Here is a 17483-nt window from a genome sequence, read left to right on the forward strand (position 1 = left end):
CCCCGGCGCCCGATGTTGCAGCGGAGTTTCGCCATGACCCATCCCGTTCCGATCCAGTTCCAGGCCCTCGACCTCGACACGCTGGCCACCACGCCCGGCCGCATCGTCGTCTTCGCGGGCGACGCGGGTGCGATGGGACCGGCTGCGAAGCGCGTGAACCGGCTGACCCGCGGCGCGCTGGAGCGCTGCGCGGCCTCCGAAGCCTTCGGCAAGCTGAAGCAGGGCGACGCGATGGAGCTGGCCTTTCCCGCCGGAATGGCTGCGGATGCGATCCAGCTGGTGAAGCTCGACCGCCGCGCGGATGTGGCCACGGCGCGCAAGGCGGGCGGCGCCATCGGGCGGGCGCTGTCGAAGGCCGGAACGCTGGTGCTGGCCGACGGCATCCAGCGCGCGGCCGAGGTCTCGTTCGGCGTGGCGCTCCGGGCCTATGACTTCACCGCGCACAAGACCGCCGAGGCGCCGGCGCCGGGCCCGGTGACGATGATGGTGACCAACCCCGAGGCCGTGGCCGCCGAAGCCGGGCCGATGGCGGCCCTGGCCGAAGGCATCTTCTTCACCCGCGATCTGGTGAACGAGCCGGCCAACGTACTCTCGACCTTCGACTTCGCCGCGCGGCTCGCCGCGATGCACGAACTTGGCCTCGAGGTCGAGATCCTCGAGGAAGAGGACATGGAAAAGCTCGGGATGCGGGCGCTTCTGGGCGTCGGGCAGGGGTCCGAGCATCCCTCGAAGCTCGTGGTGATGCAGTGGAAGGGCGGCGCGGCGGATCAGGCGCCGCTCGCGCTGATCGGCAAGGGCGTGGTGTTCGACACCGGGGGCATCTCGATCAAGCCGGCGGCCGGCATGGAGGAGATGACGATGGACATGGGCGGTGCCGCGGTGGTGGCGGGCGTGATGCGCACGCTCGCCATGCGCAAGGCGAAGGCCAATGTCGTGGGCCTCGTCGGCATCGTCGAGAACATGCCCGACGGCAAGGCGCAGCGGCCGGGCGACGTGGTGCGCTCGATGAAGGGCGACACGATCGAGGTCATCAACACCGACGCCGAGGGCCGCCTCGTGCTGGCCGACGTCCTCTGGTATGCGCAGGAGCGGTTCCAGCCGCGCGGCATGATCGACCTCGCCACGCTGACGGGTGCGATCATCGTGGCGCTCGGGCACGAGAACACCGGCGTCTTCTCGAACAACGACGGCTTCTGCAACGCCTTCCTGAAGGCCGCCCAGGCCGAGGGCGAGGGCGCGTGGCGGATGCCGATGGGCGAGGCCTATGACGAGAAGCTGAAGTCGCGCATCGCGGACATGCGCAACTCCTGCGGGCGCGAGGCTGGGTCCATCACCGCGGCGCATTTCCTCAGGCGGTTCGTGAAGGCGGACATGCCGTGGATCCACCTCGACATCGCGGGGACGGCGCTGCTCAAGTCCGACACGCCGCTTGCGCCGAAGGGGGCGACCGGCTGGGGGGTGCTCTCGCTCGACCGGATGATCCGCGAGATGCTGGAGAAGTGATGCCGGCCACGGCCGCTGCCACCATCGGCGGCCGCCACCGGCCCCGCGGCGCGACGGCCCGGCGCGCGCCGCAGGCGAGGACAGGTCGAAGGGGCGGGACGCGATGGGCGTCGTGATGTTCTACCACCTCACCCGGTCGCCGGCCGAGGAGACGCTGCGGCTGCTTCTGCCGCGCGCGCTCTCGCAGGGCTGGCGGGTGATGCTGCGCGGCACCGACCGGCTGCGGCTGGAGGCGCTGGACCTCGCGCTCTGGCGCGAGCCCGAGGACGGGTTCCTGCCGCACGGGCTTGAAGGTGGCCCGCATGACGCCGTGCAGCCGGTCCTTCTGGGCACCGGCGGCATCGGCAACGGCGCGCAGGCGCTGATGCTGCTCGACGGGGCCGACACCACGCCCGAGGAAGCCCGGCCGCTGGAGCGGGTGTGGATCCTGTTCGACGCGCTGGACGAGGCGCAGCTCTTGCGGGCGCGCGGCCAGTGGAAGGCGCTGACCGCCGCGGGGCTGCCCGCGCAATACTGGTCCGAGGACTCCGGCCGCTGGGAGAAGAAGGCCGAGGTCGGCTGAGCAACGCCGCAGTCGGGCGCAGCGGGCCGGGGGGGCCGCGACCCGTTCAGCCCGCCGCCAGAACGCGCTCGACCTCGTGGCCCAGCACGACCGACTTGCCGGCGGCGCGGGCATGCTCGACCTTGCGCGCGATCATCTTCCGCTCGGCCTCGGGGTCGTGGATGCCCTTGTGCAGGCCGTAGGCCGGGGCGTCGGCGTCGCTTTGCACATGGTCCTGATAGCCCGGGAAGTAGCGGGTGGTGTAGAAGGTGAAGCCCACGATGCCCAGCCGGCGCGTGTTGCAGCCAAGGAACCAGCAGATCGCGGTCGCCCCCGTCGTCGGCGAGTGGCCGCCCAGTTCCCGCATCAGCCCCTTGTAGAATTCGGGTGCAACGATGCGCATCCGCGCCGGCGAGCCTTCCTCGCGCAGGCGGCGGTCCTCCTCGAGCGTGCGCAGGAACAGGCTCTTGCCGGTCGTGCGGTGCACGAGCGTGTGCGTGCCGGTGTGGCGCAGCTTGGCGGCGGTGACTTCGCCAGCCGCGCGGATCCCCTCGGTGCCGAAGCTGTGGAACAGCACGTCGCAGCGGGCGAAGGGCTTGCCGTGCCAGATCACCGGGACGTCGATGGCCTTGTTCATGCGGACAATGACGTCCCAGTCCGCCGGGTCGAGGCGGTCGAGCTCCTCGCTGACGCAGGAGGCCGCCCCGATGATCAGCACCCGCTTGTCCGCGAAGTCGGCCGGGTCCATCAGGAACCGCCCGGACTCGAGGGCAAAGAGCGCCTTGTATCGCATCGAGCGGAAGGGCTGGCTGACGAGGCGGCGCAGGCGCGCGGCGAGACTGCGGGACCTCTTGCCCGGGGGACGGTCTGTCATGGCCGGCTGATCCATTCTTTCGTCTGAATTCATTACCATCCGGCAAGGACGGGCGGCAACGGGCGGGGCCGGCGCGGACTCTTCGGCCGTTGCGCCGCGGACACAGGACCCGAGTGCCGGAGACCTGCGCCCCGGGCATACGGCAGGGGCGCCGCCCGCGGTCGCGCCCGGGGACCGCGTCAGCGCGACAGCAGCATCCGGTCGTCGGCGATGGCGATGCGGAACCGGCGCAGAAAATCCATGCCAAGCAACGAGGTCTCCATCGGTCCCTCGTTGACCCACGCGCGCAGTCCGGGCTCGGTGAAGGGGCCAAGCGTGACCTGACCCAGCCGGACCCGTGCCGTCCGCACCGGACCGTTCGCCGTGATCGCCTCGCCATGGAAGGCCAGGGTCTCCGGCTCGATCCCGAGCCTGCGGGCATCGGCCTGCGACAACACGACCGAGGTCGCGCCGGTGTCCGCAAGGAAGCGCACCGGCGTGCCGTCGATCTCGAGCGTCAGGTAGAAATGGCCGTCCCGCGCGCGCGGCACCTCGATCCGGCCGTCCTGCACGACCGCCTGCGCCGGCGCCAGTTCCTGACGGACATCCTGCCACAGACCGTAGCCGGCCAGCAGCGCCACGAAGATCAGCGCCCAGGCCATGCCGGCGCGCAGCGCGGCGCCCAGCCGGCCCCGGTATTCGACCAGCACCCAGGCCCCCAGCGCGATGAGGAGAAGGCCCAGATAGGCCAGCCGTGCAATCAGGTCCTCGCTCATGCCGCTCCCCGTCCTGTCCTTCGGATATGGGCGCGATGCGCGGGGAATCCAGCCTTGCACCGGCCCGATCGGCGCCGCTCGGGCGTGGCAGGCAAGGGCGGTCGAGGGAGGGGCGGGCAGGGGTCGCGGGCCGCCCGGGCGTCAGTCCAGAAGGCCCGACCCGCGAATGCCGTCGATGACGAACTGCACCGACAGCGCGGCGAGCAGCATCCCCAGAAGGCGCGTGATCACGATGGTGCCGGTGCGGCCCAGCATGCGCTCCAGCGGGCTCGCGACCAGAAACAGCAGGAACGCCGCCGTGACCGTGACCACCATCACGAGGTGCACCGCCAGAACGCCCTGCCAGCTGTCCGCCGAGCCGACGAGCAGGATCATCGAGGCGATGGCGCCGGGCCCCGCAATCAGCGGGATGCCGAGCGGAAAGACCGAGGGGTCGTGATCGTGCGGCTCGGCCGCGGTCTGGCCCTCGCGCCGCTGGGTGCGGCGTTCGAACAGCATGTCGAGCGCGGTCAGGAACAGCAGGATCCCGCCGGCGATACGGAAGGCGGGCATCGAGATGCCGATGAACTCCAGCACCGCCTCGCCCAGAAGGCCGAAGGTGGTGAGGATGCCGATGGCGACGAGGCAGGCGCGCAGGCCGATGGCATTGCGCTGCTCGCGCGGCATGCCGGGGGTCAGGGCGATGAAGAGGGGGATCAGCCCCGGCGGGTCCACCACCACGAAGAGCGTGGCGAAGGCCGTGATCAGGAAGCCTGTCTCGACCATCATCGCCTCAGCCCGCCGCCTCCAGCTTCTCCTGCGCCGCGAGCCAGAGCGCCTCGGCCCGGTCGAGACCCTCCATCACCTCGGCGTATTTCTTCTGCCAGGTCTCCATCTCGCCCAGCCGCTCGGGTTCATAGAGCGCGGGATCGGCGAGCTTGGTGGCCAGACGGTCGCGCATCTCGTTCAGCTTGTCGAGCCGTTCCTCGCATTTGCGCACCTCGGCGCGCAGCGCGAGGATCTCGTCGCGCCCGGCCTTCTTCGGCGCGGGCTTCGCCTCCTTCTTCTCGGGCGGCTCGTCGCCGGCCAGAAGCTGGCGGCGATAGGCCTCGAGGTCCTCGGTGAAGGGGGCGACGGCGCCGCCCTTGACCAGCCAGAGCCGGTCGGCAACCAGCCCGAGAAGGTGCATGTCGTGGCTGACGAGGACCACCGCGCCGGGATATTCCGTCAGCGCCTCGACCAGCGCCTCGCGGCTTTCCATGTCGAGGTGGTTGGTGGGCTCGTCCAGGATCAGCAGGTGCGGCGCGTCGATGGTGGCCAGCAGCAGCGAAAGCCGGGCCTTCTGCCCGCCCGAGAGCCGGCCGACCGCCGTCTCCGCCTGATCGGCCATCAGACCGAAGCCGGCAAGACGCGCGCGGAGCCGCGGCTGGCCCTCGTCCGGGCGCAGGCGCATGACGTGCTGCAGCGGCGTCTCCTCCACGTGCAGCTCATCGACCTGATGCTGGGCGAAATAGCCGATGCGCAGCTTCGAGGACCGGACCATCCGGCCGTCCTGCGCGGCGAGCTTGCCCGCCAGCAGCTTCGAGAGCGTCGATTTCCCCTCGCCGTTGCGGCCCAGAAGCGCGATCCGGTCGTCCTGGTCGATCCGGAGGGAGAGGCGCTTCAGCACCGGCGGGCCGTCATAGCCGACCGAGACGCCCTCCATCGTGATGATCGGGGGCGACAGTTCCTCGGGCTTGGGGAAGGTGAAGACCTGCCGCTTCGCCTCTTCGGGGGGCGTGATCGGCGTCATCTTCTCGAGCATCTTCACCCGGCTCTGGGCCTGCACGGCCTTGGAGGCCTTGGCCTTGAAGCGGTCCACGAAGCTTTGCAGATGGGCGCGCCGCGCCTCCTGCTTCTTGGCCTCGGCGGCCTGCACCGCGCGCTTCTCGGCCATCTGCCGGGCGAACTGGTCGTAGGGGCCGGTCCAGTAGGTCAGCTTCTTCTGGTCGAGATGCAGGATGCCCTGCACGGCGCGGTTCAGAAGCCCGCGGTCGTGCGAGATGATGAGCACGGTGTGCGGATACTTCTGCAGGTAGCTTTCCAGCCAGAGCGCGCCCTCGAGGTCGAGGTAGTTCGTCGGCTCGTCCAGCAGCAGCAGGTCGGGCTGCGCGAACAGCACGCCCGCCAGCGCCACCCGCATCCGCCAGCCGCCGGAGAAGTCCGAGCAGGGGCGAAGCTGCGCTTCGGCGTCGAAGCCGAGGCCCTTGAGGATGGCCGAGGCGCGGCCCTCCGCCGACCAGGCGTCGATGTCGGCAAGCCGATGCTGGATCTCGGCGATCCGGTGCGGATCGTGGGCATGCTCGGCCTCGGCGAGAAGCTCGGCGCGTTCGGTGTCGGCCGCGAGGACGGTGTCGAGCAGCGAGGTCGAGGACGAGGGCACCTCCTGCGCCACGCCGCCGATGCGCGATCGGGCAGGGAGCGCGATCTCGCCGCCTTCCAGTGCCAGTTCGCCCCGGATCAGCCGGAACAGCGTGGTCTTGCCGGTGCCGTTGCGGCCCACGAGGCCGACCTTGTGGCCGGTGGGAATCGTGGCCGAGGCGCCCTGGAAGAGCGGCCGGCCTTCGACCGAATAGGAGATGTCCGAGATGCGCAGCATGGCCGGGTGATGGACCGCCGGGTTGCGGCTGTCAACGCCGGCAGCCCGGCTCGTGCCCCCTTTTGTCGCGGGGGACCGCGTGCTAGAGCGCGCCCCGAAAGTTACACCCTCCGAGGAGATGCCCCATGGCCATCGAACGCACGCTCTCGATCATCAAGCCCGACGCCACGCGCCGCAACCTGACCGGCAAGATCAACGCCAAGTTCGAGGAAGCGGGCCTGCGCATCGTCGCGCAGAAGCGCATCCACCTGTCGCTCGCCCAGGCGCAGAAGTTCTACGGCGTCCACAAGGACCGTCCGTTCTTCGGCGAACTGACCGAGTTCATGGCGTCCGAGCCGGTGGTCGTGCAGGTGCTGGAAGGCGAGGGCGCCATCGCGAAGAACCGAGAAGTGATGGGCGCGACCAACCCCGCCAACGCCGATGCGGGCACCATCCGCAAGGAATTCGCCCTGTCGGTCGGCGAGAACTCGGTCCATGGCTCGGACGCGCCGGAAACCGCGGCGGAAGAGATCGCCTTCTTCTTCTCGGGCCTCGAACTGGTCGGCTGAGCGCCGCGAGCCTTCGGCCGGGTGCGCCCTCGCGCGCTCGGCCAGCGTTGCGTTCGCCGGAAGCACGATACTCCAACGGAAAAGGCCGGCGTCACCGCCGGCCTTTTTCAGTTCGGACCCGATCCTTGCGATCAGATCGCGGCCCAGTCGTTGTAGACGGGACGGGCGGGCTGCGGTTGCGTCACCGTCTCGGCGCCGCCCATTTGGGGGGAAGCGGGAACGACGCCTTGTTGCGGCTGCTGGGCGGGGGCTTGATGGGCCATGTGACTGCTCCGGTTCTCGTTCAGGTTACGGGTTACGACAGCGTCCTGTGTCGGCATGCGCGTCGCGGTGAGGCGATGGCGGCAAGATGACACATTCACCTCTACCTATGCCTCGCAACCGAGTCGGACAAGGGCATTGTATGCAGCCGAATACCGGATCTGCCGGAAGTTGCGTCACATTTGTCACATCGCGCCCGATCCTGCAGCCGCGCCGCAACCGCAGGCGTCAGCGCACGACCTGAGCGGGAAAGCCGATCGCGTCCAGCGCCGAGAGCAGGGTCGATTCGGAAATCGGGCCCTCGACGGTCGCGGTGCGCGTTTCGGGGTCGAAGCGGATGGAGTCGAAGCCGGGCAGCGGTGCCAGCGCCCCCTCGATCGAGGCGCGGCAGTGGCCGCAGGACATGTCGGGAATGGAAAGCTTGGTCATCTGGATCTCCTTTCCCGGCCAGATGAGGGGATTCCAGCAGGGGAAGGTCAAGCCCCCGCCCGAGGCGCGCGAAATATGGCGAAGCCCCTTGACCTTCCAGTCGTGGGAAGCCCCATCTTGCTGAAGGTGAAGGCCGCGCCTCACATCCGGAAGGAGATCGACATGACCGTCCACCAGCCCGTGACCGCCGATCCGAAGCCCCTGCGCCTGCATCTCGACGGGATGAGCTGCGCCTCCTGCGTCGCGCGGGCCGAGCGGGTTCTGACCGCCGTGCCCGGCGTGACCGAGGCGCGGGTGAGCCTTGCCGAAGAAAGCGCCGAGATCCGCTATGCCGCCCCCGCCACGGCCGAGGCGCTGGCCGAGGCGCTGGGGCGGGCCGGCTATCCGCCGCGGCAGGAGCGGCTGACGCTTTCGGTCGAGGGGATGACCTGCGCCTCCTGCACCGGGCGGGTCGAGCGCGTGCTGAAGGCGCAGCCGGGCATCGTCTCGGCGGTCGCGAATTTGGCGAGCCGCCGGGCGCAGGTGGTGCTTTGGGAGGGGGCGAATACGGCTCAGGCGCTGGCGCTGGCGGTGACGAAGGCGGGCTTCGCCGCCGCACCGCTCGACGACCACGCCCCCGACCGGCGGGCCGAGGAGACGCGCCGGCTGCGCCGCGACGCCTGGGTCGCGGGGCTTCTGACGCTTCCGGTGGTGCTGGTCGAGATGGGCGGGCATCTGGTGCCGGCGCTGCATCACTGGATCGCCGGGACCATCGGCACCCAGACCTCGTGGATGATCCAGTTCGTGCTGACCACGCTGGTCCTCATCGGCCCCGGGCGGCGCTTCTTCCTGAAGGGCCTGCCGGCGCTGCGCCGCGGGGCGCCCGACATGAACAGCCTCGTCGCAGTGGGCACGCTGGCCGCCTGGGCCTATTCGAGCGTCGCGACCTTCGCGCCGGCGCTGCTGCCCGCCTCGGCGCGCGCGGTCTATTTCGAGGCTGCGGCGGTCATCGTCGTCCTGATCCTGATCGGCCGGGTGCTGGAGGCGCGGGCGCGCGGGCAGGCAGGGGCCGCCATCGCCAGCCTGATCCGCCTGCAGCCCCGCACCGCGCGGGTCGAGCGCGACGGCGCGACGGTCGAGGTGCCGATCGAGACCATCACGCCCGGGACGCTGCTGCACATCCGCCCGGGCGAGCGCATCCCGCTCGACGGCACGGTGATCTCGGGCGAGAGCGCGGTGGACGAGAGCATGCTGACGGGCGAGTCGCTGCCTGTCGCCAAGGCCGAAGGCGCCGAGGTGGTGGGCGGCACGGTGAACGGGACCGGCGCGCTGGTGATCCGCGCGACGCGGGTCGGCGCGGACACGGTGCTGTCGCGCATCATCGCGATGGTCGAGGAGGCGCAGGGCGCCAAGCTGCCGGTGCAGGCGCTGGTGGACCGCATCACGCTCTGGTTCGTGCCCGTGGTGATGGGCGTGGCGGCGCTGACGGTGCTCGTCTGGCTGGTCTTCGGCCCGGGGCTGGGCGAGGCGCTTGTGGCGGGCGTCTCGGTCCTCATCATCGCCTGCCCCTGCGCCATGGGGCTGGCCACGCCGGTCTCGATCATGGTGGGGACGGGGCGCGCCGCCGAACTTGGAGTGCTCTTCCGCAAGGGCGACGCGCTGCAACGCCTGTCCGAGGTCGCGGGCGTGGCCTTCGACAAGACCGGCACCCTGACCGAGGGGCGCCCGCAGGTCACCGACCTGCATCCCGTGGCGGATCTGTCCGAGGCCGACCTGCTGCGCCTTGCCGCGGCGGTCGAGGCGCGGTCAGAGCATCCGCTGGCCGGTGCCATCCTGCGCGCGGCCGAAGAACGCCAGATCGCACTGCCCGAGGCCGAGGGCTTTGCCTCGACCCCCGGTCACGGCGCCGAGGCGAGGGTGGAGGGTCGGGCCGTCCGGGTCGGCAATGCGCGGATGATGGAGGGTCTCGATCCCGGCGCGCTGGCCGAGGTCGCGACGAAATTCGAGGCGCAGGGCCGCACGCCGGTCTGGGTGGCCGTCGACGGCCGGATCGCCGGGCTTCTGGCGGTGGCCGACCGGGTGAAGCCCACGGCCCGCGCGGCGGTGGAGCGTCTGGCGGGCCTCGGGCTGCCCTCGGCCATGGTGACCGGGGACGCGCCTGGCGTGGCGCGGGCGATCGGGCGGGAACTGGGGATCTCGGACGTCCATGCCGGCATCCTGCCCGGCGGCAAGGTCGACGAGGTCGCGCGCATGGGCCGCGTGGCCTTCGTGGGCGACGGCATCAACGATGCGCCGGCACTCGCGGCGGCCGAGGTCGGCGTGGCGATCGGCACCGGCACCGACGTGGCAATCGAGGCGGCGGATGTGGTGCTGATGTCGGGCGACCCGCTGGGCGTGGCGACGGCGGTGACGCTCAGCCGGCGCACCATGGCCAACATCCGCCAGAACCTCGCCTGGGCTTTCGGCTACAACGTGGCGCTCATTCCGGTTGCGGCGGGGGTGCTGGTGCCCTTCGGGGGACCGCAACTCTCGCCGATGCTGGCGGCGGGAGCCATGGCCTTTTCCTCCGTCTTCGTCCTCACCAACGCGCTGCGGCTGCGCCGCACCGCCCCGGCTGGAGCCCGCACATGAACATCAAGGATGCCTCCGCGCGGTCGGGCCTGCCGGCCAAGACCATCCGCTATTACGAGGAGATCGGCCTCGTCCGGCCGCTGCGCGGGCCGAACGGCTATCGCCGCTTCCGCGACAGCGACCTGCACAAGCTGGGCTTCCTCGGACGGGCACGGTCGCTGGGCTTTTCCATCGAGGATTGCCGGACGCTGCTCGCGCTGTGGGAGGACCGCGGCCGGGCCAGCGCCGACGTGAAGCAGCTGGCCGAGGAACACCTGCACCGGATCGAGGAGAAGATCGCCGAACTGCAGGCGATGCGCGCGACGCTCTCGCATCTGGTCACCGCCTGCGCGGGCGACGACCGGCCGGACTGCCCGATCCTTGCCGGGCTGTCGGCGGGGCCGGGCTGCTGCGGCTGAGGTCAGGCGACCTTCAGCAGATCCTCGAGCTCGGTGTTCTCCTGCACCATGTCGCGCAGCGAGAGCTTGTCGAGCGAGCCGTAGAACGCCGCCAGCGCATCGTTCAGCGCGCATTTCAGCCGGCAGGACGGCGTGAGCGGGCACTTGTTCTCGACCTTCGAGAAGCATTCGGTGAAGGGCAGGTTCGACTCGAAGGTGCGGAACACGTCGCCCACCACGATCTTCTCGGCCGGCCGGCCAAGGGCGAGGCCGCCGCAGCGGCCGCGCACGGTGCGCAGGAAGCCCTTCTGCGCAAGCCCGTGGATCACCTGCGCCAGATGGTTCTCCGAGGCGTTGCAGGCGGCGGCGACTTCCGCCTTCCTCACCACGCGGCCTTCGTTGATCGCGCAGAACATGAGCGTTCGCATGGCCAGGTTGGTCCGGGTGGTCAATCGCATGACGCTGCCTTCTGCCAGTTTGAATGCCGCGAATCCCCGTGGTCCCCATCAGGTCCCCGGCTGCCACATGATCCAGAACCCGGCAGCCCGAGGGGAGAGGAAAAGTGATATTCGGCGCAAGCAATTTGTCGCAGGCCCCTGAGAACCCGCCGCAAGGCCCCCGCGGTGCCGGTTTTGCCTGATTTTTAAGCTCGCGATCGGAGAAACTTCGCCCGATGGCGGATCCGGGTCGGCGGGTCCCCGCAAAAAGTTATGCGAAGTTGCACCAATTTGTGTGAGCACTTGCCCATCGGGCGAATAAGCGCCACCTTGTCGAAATCTTTGGGCGGGCTGCGGAAAAGCGGAGGAATCCCCGCGCCTGGCTGTTGATCCGGGGGCCGGAACCCGTGCGGGCGGGCCACGGCGAAGGCGCCGATGCGTCACTGCCGGCCTGCCACCGCGCTTGACCGATGCGAGAGCACACGGCAAACCACGCCGGATCGCCGCTGCGCTCAAGATCCCTGCACCCCCTTGCGACGGACCATGCCCGTGAACGACCAGAGCCTGACCCCCAACGTCCTGAAAACAGATGTCCTGCGTCACCTGACGTTCACGCTCGGCAAGGATGCGCCCCATGCAAGCCTTTACGACTGGCGCATGGCGCTGTCCTACGCGATCCGCGACCGGATCATGGAACCATGGTTCGCCTCGACGCGCAGGACCTGGGAACAGGATCGCAAGCGGGTCTATTACCTGTCGATGGAGTTCCTGATCGGGCGCATCCTGGAGGATGCGACGATCAACCTCGGGCTGCACGAGATGGCCGAGCGGACGATGTCCGAGCTGGGGCAGGACTTCAAGGCGATCATCGCCGACGAGCCGGACGCGGCACTGGGCAACGGCGGCCTCGGGCGGCTTGCGGCCTGCTTCATGGAGTCGATGGCGACGCTCGGCTGCCCGGCCTACGGCTATGGCATCCGCTACGAGCACGGCCTGTTCCGCCAGCGCTTCGAGGGTGGCCAGCAGGTCGAGACGCCCGAGGACTGGCTGAACCAGCGCATTCCGTGGGAATTCGACCGGCCCGAGGCGACCTACACCATCGGCTTCAAGGGCCATGTCGAGACCCGCGACGGCAGGGATGTCTGGGTGCCGGGCGAGACGGTGCTGGCCACCGCGCACGACACGCCGGTGGTGGGCTGGCGCGGCCGCTGGGCCAACACGCTGCGGCTCTGGGGCTCCAAGCCCACGACGATGTTCGACCTCGAACGGTTCAACCGCGGCGACTATACCGCCGCGGCCGAGCCCGAGACGCTGGCGCGCACGCTGAGCCGCGTGCTCTACCCGGACGACACGACCTACCAGGGCAAGGAGCTGCGCCTGAAGCAGGAGTTCTTCCTGACCTCGGCCGCGCTGCAGGACATCCTGCGCCGCTTCAAGGGCGGCAACCATGACCTGCGCGCGCTGCCGAAGCATGTCGCGATCCAGATGAACGACACCCATCCCGCGATCGCCGGGCCGGAACTGATCCGGCTTCTGACGGACGATCACGGCATGCCTTTCGACGAGGCGCTGCAGATAGCGCAGGCCTGCCTCGGCTATACCAACCACACGCTGCTGCCCGAGGCGCTGGAGCGGTGGGCGACCTTCACCTTCGGCAACGTGCTGCCGCGCCACATGCAGATCGTGGAGCGCATCGACGGCTGGCACCGCCGCAGCTATCCGGCGCGGCCGCATTACGTCGGCATCGTCAAGCACCACGAGGTGCGCATGGGCGAGCTTGCCTTCATCATGGCGCACAAGGTGAACGGCGTTTCGGCGCTGCACACCGACCTCGTCAGGGCCAACCTGTTCCCCGAGCTGAACCGGCTGCATTCCGACCGCATCATCAACCAGACCAATGGCGTCACGCCGCGCCGCTGGCTGAAGATGGCGAATGCGCCGCTGTCGCGGCTGGTCACCGAGACGATCGGCGAGGGCTGGGAAGACGACCTCGACCGGCTGAAGGGGCTTGAGCCGCATGTCGCGGACACGGGATTCCTGACGGCCTTCGACGCCGCCAAGCGGCAGAACAAGGTGGCGCTGGCCGGCTGGATCGCGAACGACTGCGGCGTGAAGGTCAGCCCCGACGCGCTGTTCGACGTGCAGGTCAAGCGCATCCACGAATACAAGCGGCAGCTGCTGAACATCCTGGAAACCATCGCGCGCTGGCAGGCGATCCGGGCCAATCCCTCGGCTGGCTGGGTGCCTCGGGTGAAGATCTTCGGCGGCAAGTCGGCGCCCGGCTATGCGGTGGCCAAGGAGATCATCCACCTGATCAATGACGTCGGCCAGGTCATCAACAACGACCCTGCGGTGGGCGACCTGCTGAAGGTGATCTATCCCGCCAACTACAACGTCTCGATGGCCGAGCGGCTTGTGCCGGCGGCGGACCTTTCCGAACAGATCTCGACCGCGGGCAAGGAAGCCTCGGGCACCGGCAACATGAAGTTCATGATGAACGGCGCGCCGACCATCGGCACGCTCGACGGCGCCAACGTCGAGATCCTGCAGGAGGTGGGCGAGGACAACTTCTTCCTGTTCGGCCTGACCGCCGAGCAGGTGATGAAGCGCCGCGAGGATCCCGACCACGCCCGCAAGGCGATCGAGGCCAGCCAGACGCTGCAGAACGTGCTGCAGAACATCGCCGAGGGGGTGTTCAGCCGTTCTCAGCCCGACCGCTACCACGGCCTCGTGCACCGGGTCTGGCACCACGACTATTTCCTCGTCGCCTCGGATTTCGACGCCTATCTGCGCGCGCAGGCCGAGGTGGACGCGGCCTATCGCGACCGCGGACGCTGGCTGAAGATGGCCGCGCTGAACACCGCGAGGTCGGGCTTCTTCTCGTCCGACCGGACGATCCGTGGTTACATGAAGGAGATCTGGGGCGTCGAGTCGGCCCTGCAGCAGTAACACGAGGAATCATGGCCAAGGCCCCGGAAAAGCTTGTCGACGCGGACGTCGCACAGGCCATTGTCTCAGGGGCGCATGGCGATCCCTTCTCGGTCCTCGGGATCCACAGGCGGGGGCAGGGCTTCGTGCTGACCGCCTTCGTTCCGGGTGCGGAGCGGCTGACCGTGCTCGGCCCGTCCGAGATCGCAGCGGTGCCGCAGGAGGGCTTCCCGGGCCTCTTCGCGGCGGAGATGCCGGCGCGCGAGCCCTACCGGCTGCGCGCCGAAGGTCATGGCACGGTCTGGGAATTCGAGGATCCCTATCGCTTCGGCCCGGTGCTGGGCGAGCTGGACGAATACCTGCTGGGCGAGGGCACGCACCGCCGGCTCTGGCAGGCGCTGGGCGCCCATATCGTCGAGCACGAGGGCGTCAGCGGCACGCGCTTTGCCGTCTGGGCGCCGAATGCCGAGCGCGTCTCGGTCGTGGGCGACTTCAACATCTGGGACGGCCGGCGCCACCCGATGCGCCGCCGCGGCCTGACCGGCGTGTGGGAGATCTTCCTGCCGGGTGTGGGCGAGGGCACGGCCTACAAATACGAGATCCGCGCGCCCGGCGGGCAGATCCTGCCGCTGAAGGCCGACCCGGTGGGCTTCGGCTCGGAACATCCGCCGCGCACGGCCTCGGTGGTGCGCGACATCCGCGGCGCCAACTGGGGCGATGCCGACTGGATGGCCGAACGGGCGGCGCGGCAGTCGGTGGACGCGCCGATCTCGATCTATGAGGTGCATCTGGGCAGCTGGCGCCGGGCCGAGGGCGGGCGGATGCTGTCCTATCTCGAGGCCGCGGGGCAGCTGGTCGATTATGCCGCCGACATGGGCTTCACCCATATCGAGCTGATGCCGGTCAGCGAGTTTCCCTTCGACGGATCGTGGGGCTATCAGCCGGTGGGCATGTTCGCGCCCACCATCCGCCACGGCACGCCGCCCGAGTTCCGCGCGCTGGTCGAGGCCGCGCATCGCAAGGGCCTCGGCGTGCTGATCGACTGGGTGCCGGGGCATTTCCCGACCGATCCGCACGGGCTGGGCCAGTTCGACGGCACGCCGCTTTACGAACATGCCGACCCGCGCGAGGGGTTCCATCAGGACTGGAACACCCTGATCTACAACTACGGCCGCACCGAGGTCGCGAACTGGCTGACCTCGAACGCGCTCTACTGGCTGGAGGAATACCACCTCGACGGGCTGCGGGTGGATGCGGTGGCCTCGATGCTCTACCGCGACTATTCGCGCAAGGCCGGCGAATGGGTGCCCAACAAGGACGGCGGGCGCGAGAACTACGAGGCGATCGAGTTGCTGCGCCGCGTCAACTCCACCGTCTACGCCGAGGATGCGGGCGTGATGACCGTGGCCGAGGAGAGCACGGCCTTTCCGGGCGTCTCGCGTCCCGTGCATCAGGGAGGCCTGGGCTTCGGCTTCAAGTGGAACATGGGCTGGATGAACGACAGCCTCGACTACATGGCGAAGGACCCGGTGCACCGGCGGCACCATCACCACCAGATGACGTTCTCACTCCACTACGCCTGGTCCGAGAACTACATCCTGCCGATCAGCCATGACGAGGTCGTGCACGGCAAGGGTTCGATGCTGGGCAAGATGCCGGGCGAGGGGGCGGACAAGTTCGCCAACCTGCGCGCCTTTTACGGCTACATGTGGACGCATCCGGGCAAGAAGCTCTTGTTCATGGGCTGCGAGTTCGCGCAAGGGCGCGAATGGAACCACGACGTCTCGCTAGACTGGCACCTGCTCGACCATCCGTTGCATTCGGGCGTGCAGGCGCTGGTGCGCGACCTGAACCGCCTCTACCGCGAGACGCCGGCGCTGCATCGCAACGACACGCGGCCGGAGGGTTTCCTGTGGCTGGAGGCCAATGACGCCGATCATTCGATCTTCGCCTATGCCCGCCGCGGCCGGGTGGACGAGCCGATGGTGGTGGCCGCGCTGAACATGACCCCGGTCGAGCGGCGCATCCGGCTGGGGTTCCCCGCGGCGGGCGCGTGGCAGGAAGTTCTCAATACCGACGCGGAGGCCTATGGCGGCGGGAACCGCGGCAACATGGGCGGCGTCATCACCGAAGCGATCGGCTGGCACGGGCAGGAACAATCGGCCCTTGTCACGCTGCCGCCGCTGTCTACGGTGATCTTCAGGCAGGGCTGACTCTCGGATGCCGAGTCCGCCCCGCGGCCGGAGCGGTGACAGAGGCGGGGCCAACCCGCGACACGGGAGGACGGAATGACGGCGAAACCCCCATTGAGGCTGACCAATCAGGCCATGGCCTTCGTGCTGGCCGGCGGGCGCGGCAGCCGCCTGAAGGAGCTGACCAACACCCGCGCCAAGCCCGCCGTCTATTTCGGCGGCAAGAGCCGGATCATCGACTTCGCCCTGTCGAACGCCCTGAACTCGGGCATCCGCAAGATGGCGATCGCCACGCAATACAAGGCGCATTCGCTGATCCGCCACATCCAGCGCGGCTGGAACTTCTTCCGCGAGGAGCGCAACGAATATCTCGACATCCTGCCGGCCAGCCAGCGGGTGGACGAGCACAAGTGGTATCTCGGCACCGCGGATGCCGTGACGCAGAACATCGACATCGTGGACAGCTACGACATCAAGTACGTGATCATCCTTGCGGGCGATCACGTCTACAAGATGGATTACGAGATCATGCTGCGCCAGCATTGCGAGACCGGTGCCGACGTGACCATCGGCTGCCTGACGGTCCCGCGCATGGAGGCCACGGCCTTCGGCGTGATGCATGTCGATGCGAACCTGCGCATCACCGACTTCCTGGAAAAGCCCGCCGACCCGCCGGGCATTCCGGGCGACGAGGGCAACGCACTCGCCTCGATGGGGATCTATGTCTTCGACTGGGCCTTCCTGCGCGACCTGCTGGTGCGCGACGCCGAAGACCCGAATTCCAGCCACGACTTCGGCCATGACATCATCCCGGCCATCGTGAAGAACGGCAAGGCCATGGCGCATCGCTTCAGCGACAGCTGCGTGATGAGCGGGCTGGAGCGCGAGCCCTACTGGCGCGACGTGGGCACGATCGACGCCTTCTGGCAGGCCAACATCGACCTGACCGATTTCGTGCCGAAGCTGGACCTCTACGACCGCGAATGGCCGATCTGGACCTATTCGCAGATCGTGCCGCCGGCGAAGTTCGTGCATGACCTCGACGGGCGGCGCGGCAGCGCGATCTCGTCGCTGGTCTCGGGCGACTGCATCGTCTCGGGCAGCGAGATCCGCAACTCGCTGCTGTTCACCGGCTGCCGCACGCACAGCTATTCCAGCCTGCATCACGTCGTGGCGCTGCCGCAGGTGACGGTGGGGCGCCATGCGGATCTGCGCAACTGCGTGCTGGACCGCGGGGTGATGATCCCCGACGGGCTGGTGATCGGCCGCGACCCGGACGAGGATGCCCGCTGGTTCCGCCGGTCCGAGGGCGGCGTCGTGCTGGTGACGCAGGACATGCTCGACGCCCGGGCGAGGACGCTCGGCTGACGCGGATCGCGGGCCCTCGCGCGCCCCGTGTCGGCGGATGGAT

At 69.1% G+C, this 17483-nt stretch carries 14 protein-coding genes; 8 read left to right on the top strand and 6 right to left on the bottom strand.

The window, feature by feature from the left end; translation table 11 throughout:
- Window positions 1–33: 33 nt before the first annotated feature.
- A complete protein-coding gene (locus CK951_RS08180; protein ID WP_096785683.1) occupies window positions 34–1503 on the top strand; it encodes a leucyl aminopeptidase in 1470 nt (489 codons plus the stop codon).
- Between the two features lie 103 nt (window positions 1504–1606).
- Complete coding sequence (locus CK951_RS08185; protein ID WP_096785684.1) at window positions 1607–2065, top strand: DNA polymerase III subunit chi; 459 nt, start codon at window positions 1607–1609, stop codon at window positions 2063–2065.
- Between the two features lie 46 nt (window positions 2066–2111).
- Here the strand turns inward: CK951_RS08185 and CK951_RS08190 are convergent, their stop codons facing one another.
- From CK951_RS08190 to CK951_RS08205, 4 genes are all read right to left on the bottom strand, one after another.
- Complete coding sequence (locus tag CK951_RS08190; RefSeq protein ID WP_157764524.1) at window positions 2112–2918, bottom strand: hypothetical protein; 807 nt, start codon at window positions 2916–2918, stop codon at window positions 2112–2114.
- A gap of 179 nt (window positions 2919–3097) precedes the next feature.
- A complete protein-coding gene (locus CK951_RS08195) occupies window positions 3098–3673 on the bottom strand; it encodes a TIGR02281 family clan AA aspartic protease (RefSeq protein WP_096785686.1) in 576 nt (191 codons plus the stop codon).
- 141 nt (window positions 3674–3814) lie between these two features.
- A complete protein-coding gene (locus CK951_RS08200) occupies window positions 3815–4438 on the bottom strand; it encodes a MarC family protein (RefSeq protein ID WP_096787200.1) in 624 nt (207 codons plus the stop codon).
- A 7-nt stretch (window positions 4439–4445) separates the two neighbouring features.
- Window positions 4446–6290: an ABC-F family ATP-binding cassette domain-containing protein gene (locus CK951_RS08205; RefSeq protein ID WP_096785687.1), complete on the bottom strand. Its 1845-nt coding sequence runs from the start codon at window positions 6288–6290 to the stop codon at window positions 4446–4448.
- Between the two features lie 125 nt (window positions 6291–6415).
- Here CK951_RS08205 and ndk point away from each other — a divergent pair, with 125 nt between their 5' ends.
- Window positions 6416–6838 carry a nucleoside-diphosphate kinase gene (gene ndk, locus CK951_RS08210; RefSeq protein ID WP_002720049.1) on the top strand — a complete coding sequence of 141 codons (423 nt, stop codon included), beginning with the start codon at window positions 6416–6418 and terminating at the stop codon, window positions 6836–6838.
- 489 nt (window positions 6839–7327) lie between these two features.
- Here ndk and CK951_RS08220 read toward each other — a convergent pair whose 3' ends face one another.
- Complete coding sequence (locus tag CK951_RS08220; RefSeq protein ID WP_096785689.1) at window positions 7328–7528, bottom strand: heavy-metal-associated domain-containing protein; 201 nt, start codon at window positions 7526–7528, stop codon at window positions 7328–7330.
- A 162-nt stretch (window positions 7529–7690) separates the two neighbouring features.
- Here CK951_RS08220 and CK951_RS08225 point away from each other — a divergent pair, with 162 nt between their 5' ends.
- Both CK951_RS08225 and cueR read left to right on the top strand, forming a co-directional pair.
- A complete protein-coding gene (locus CK951_RS08225; RefSeq protein ID WP_096787201.1) occupies window positions 7691–10138 on the top strand; it encodes a heavy metal translocating P-type ATPase in 2448 nt (815 codons plus the stop codon).
- Complete coding sequence (cueR, locus tag CK951_RS08230) at window positions 10135–10536, top strand: Cu(I)-responsive transcriptional regulator (protein ID WP_096785690.1); 402 nt, start codon at window positions 10135–10137, stop codon at window positions 10534–10536. Before CK951_RS08225 ends, cueR begins: the two co-directional genes overlap by 4 nt.
- A gap of 2 nt (window positions 10537–10538) precedes the next feature.
- On the opposite strand, the gene CK951_RS08235 is transcribed toward cueR, so the two are convergent.
- Window positions 10539–10973, bottom strand: coding sequence for an Rrf2 family transcriptional regulator (locus CK951_RS08235; RefSeq protein ID WP_096785691.1), 435 nt, complete (start codon window positions 10971–10973; stop codon window positions 10539–10541).
- A 522-nt stretch (window positions 10974–11495) separates the two neighbouring features.
- Between CK951_RS08235 and CK951_RS08240 the strand changes: the two genes are divergently transcribed.
- From CK951_RS08240 to glgC, 3 genes are all read left to right on the top strand, one after another.
- Window positions 11496–13901 (top strand): glycogen/starch/alpha-glucan phosphorylase, encoded by a 2406-nt coding sequence (locus tag CK951_RS08240; protein WP_096785692.1) that lies wholly within the window; start codon window positions 11496–11498, stop codon window positions 13899–13901.
- 11 nt (window positions 13902–13912) lie between these two features.
- Window positions 13913–16093, top strand: a complete 2181-nt coding sequence (gene glgB, locus CK951_RS08245) for a 1,4-alpha-glucan branching protein GlgB (protein ID WP_096785693.1) — start codon at window positions 13913–13915, stop codon at window positions 16091–16093.
- A 75-nt stretch (window positions 16094–16168) separates the two neighbouring features.
- Window positions 16169–17440, top strand: coding sequence for a glucose-1-phosphate adenylyltransferase (gene glgC, locus CK951_RS08250; protein WP_096785694.1), 1272 nt, complete (start codon window positions 16169–16171; stop codon window positions 17438–17440).
- Window positions 17441–17483 lie beyond the last annotated feature (43 nt).

Origin of the sequence: Rhodobacter sp. CZR27 (assembly GCF_002407205.1) — a bacterium.
GTDB lineage: Bacteria > Pseudomonadota > Alphaproteobacteria > Rhodobacterales > Rhodobacteraceae > Cereibacter_A.

What these genes read in the sequence shown, in the direction of transcription:
- CK951_RS08180 (WP_096785683.1), top strand. Translation starts at nt 34, where the DNA reads ATGACCCATCCCGTTCCGATCCAGTTCCAGGCCCTCGACCTCGACACG.
- CK951_RS08185 (WP_096785684.1), top strand. Translation starts at nt 1,607, where the DNA reads ATGGGCGTCGTGATGTTCTACCACCTCACCCGGTCGCCGGCCGAGGAG.
- CK951_RS08190 (WP_157764524.1), bottom strand. Translation starts at nt 2,918, where the DNA reads ATGACAGACCGTCCCCCGGGCAAGAGGTCCCGCAGTCTCGCCGCGCGC.
- CK951_RS08195 (WP_096785686.1), bottom strand. Translation starts at nt 3,673, where the DNA reads ATGAGCGAGGACCTGATTGCACGGCTGGCCTATCTGGGCCTTCTCCTC.
- CK951_RS08200 (WP_096787200.1), bottom strand. Translation starts at nt 4,438, where the DNA reads ATGGTCGAGACAGGCTTCCTGATCACGGCCTTCGCCACGCTCTTCGTG.
- CK951_RS08205 (WP_096785687.1), bottom strand. Translation starts at nt 6,290, where the DNA reads ATGCTGCGCATCTCGGACATCTCCTATTCGGTCGAAGGCCGGCCGCTC.
- ndk (WP_002720049.1), top strand. Translation starts at nt 6,416, where the DNA reads ATGGCCATCGAACGCACGCTCTCGATCATCAAGCCCGACGCCACGCGC.
- CK951_RS08220 (WP_096785689.1), bottom strand. Translation starts at nt 7,528, where the DNA reads ATGACCAAGCTTTCCATTCCCGACATGTCCTGCGGCCACTGCCGCGCC.
- CK951_RS08225 (WP_096787201.1), top strand. Translation starts at nt 7,691, where the DNA reads ATGACCGTCCACCAGCCCGTGACCGCCGATCCGAAGCCCCTGCGCCTG.
- cueR (WP_096785690.1), top strand. Translation starts at nt 10,135, where the DNA reads ATGAACATCAAGGATGCCTCCGCGCGGTCGGGCCTGCCGGCCAAGACC.
- CK951_RS08235 (WP_096785691.1), bottom strand. Translation starts at nt 10,973, where the DNA reads ATGCGATTGACCACCCGGACCAACCTGGCCATGCGAACGCTCATGTTC.
- CK951_RS08240 (WP_096785692.1), top strand. Translation starts at nt 11,496, where the DNA reads ATGCCCGTGAACGACCAGAGCCTGACCCCCAACGTCCTGAAAACAGAT.
- glgB (WP_096785693.1), top strand. Translation starts at nt 13,913, where the DNA reads ATGGCCAAGGCCCCGGAAAAGCTTGTCGACGCGGACGTCGCACAGGCC.
- glgC (WP_096785694.1), top strand. Translation starts at nt 16,169, where the DNA reads ATGACGGCGAAACCCCCATTGAGGCTGACCAATCAGGCCATGGCCTTC.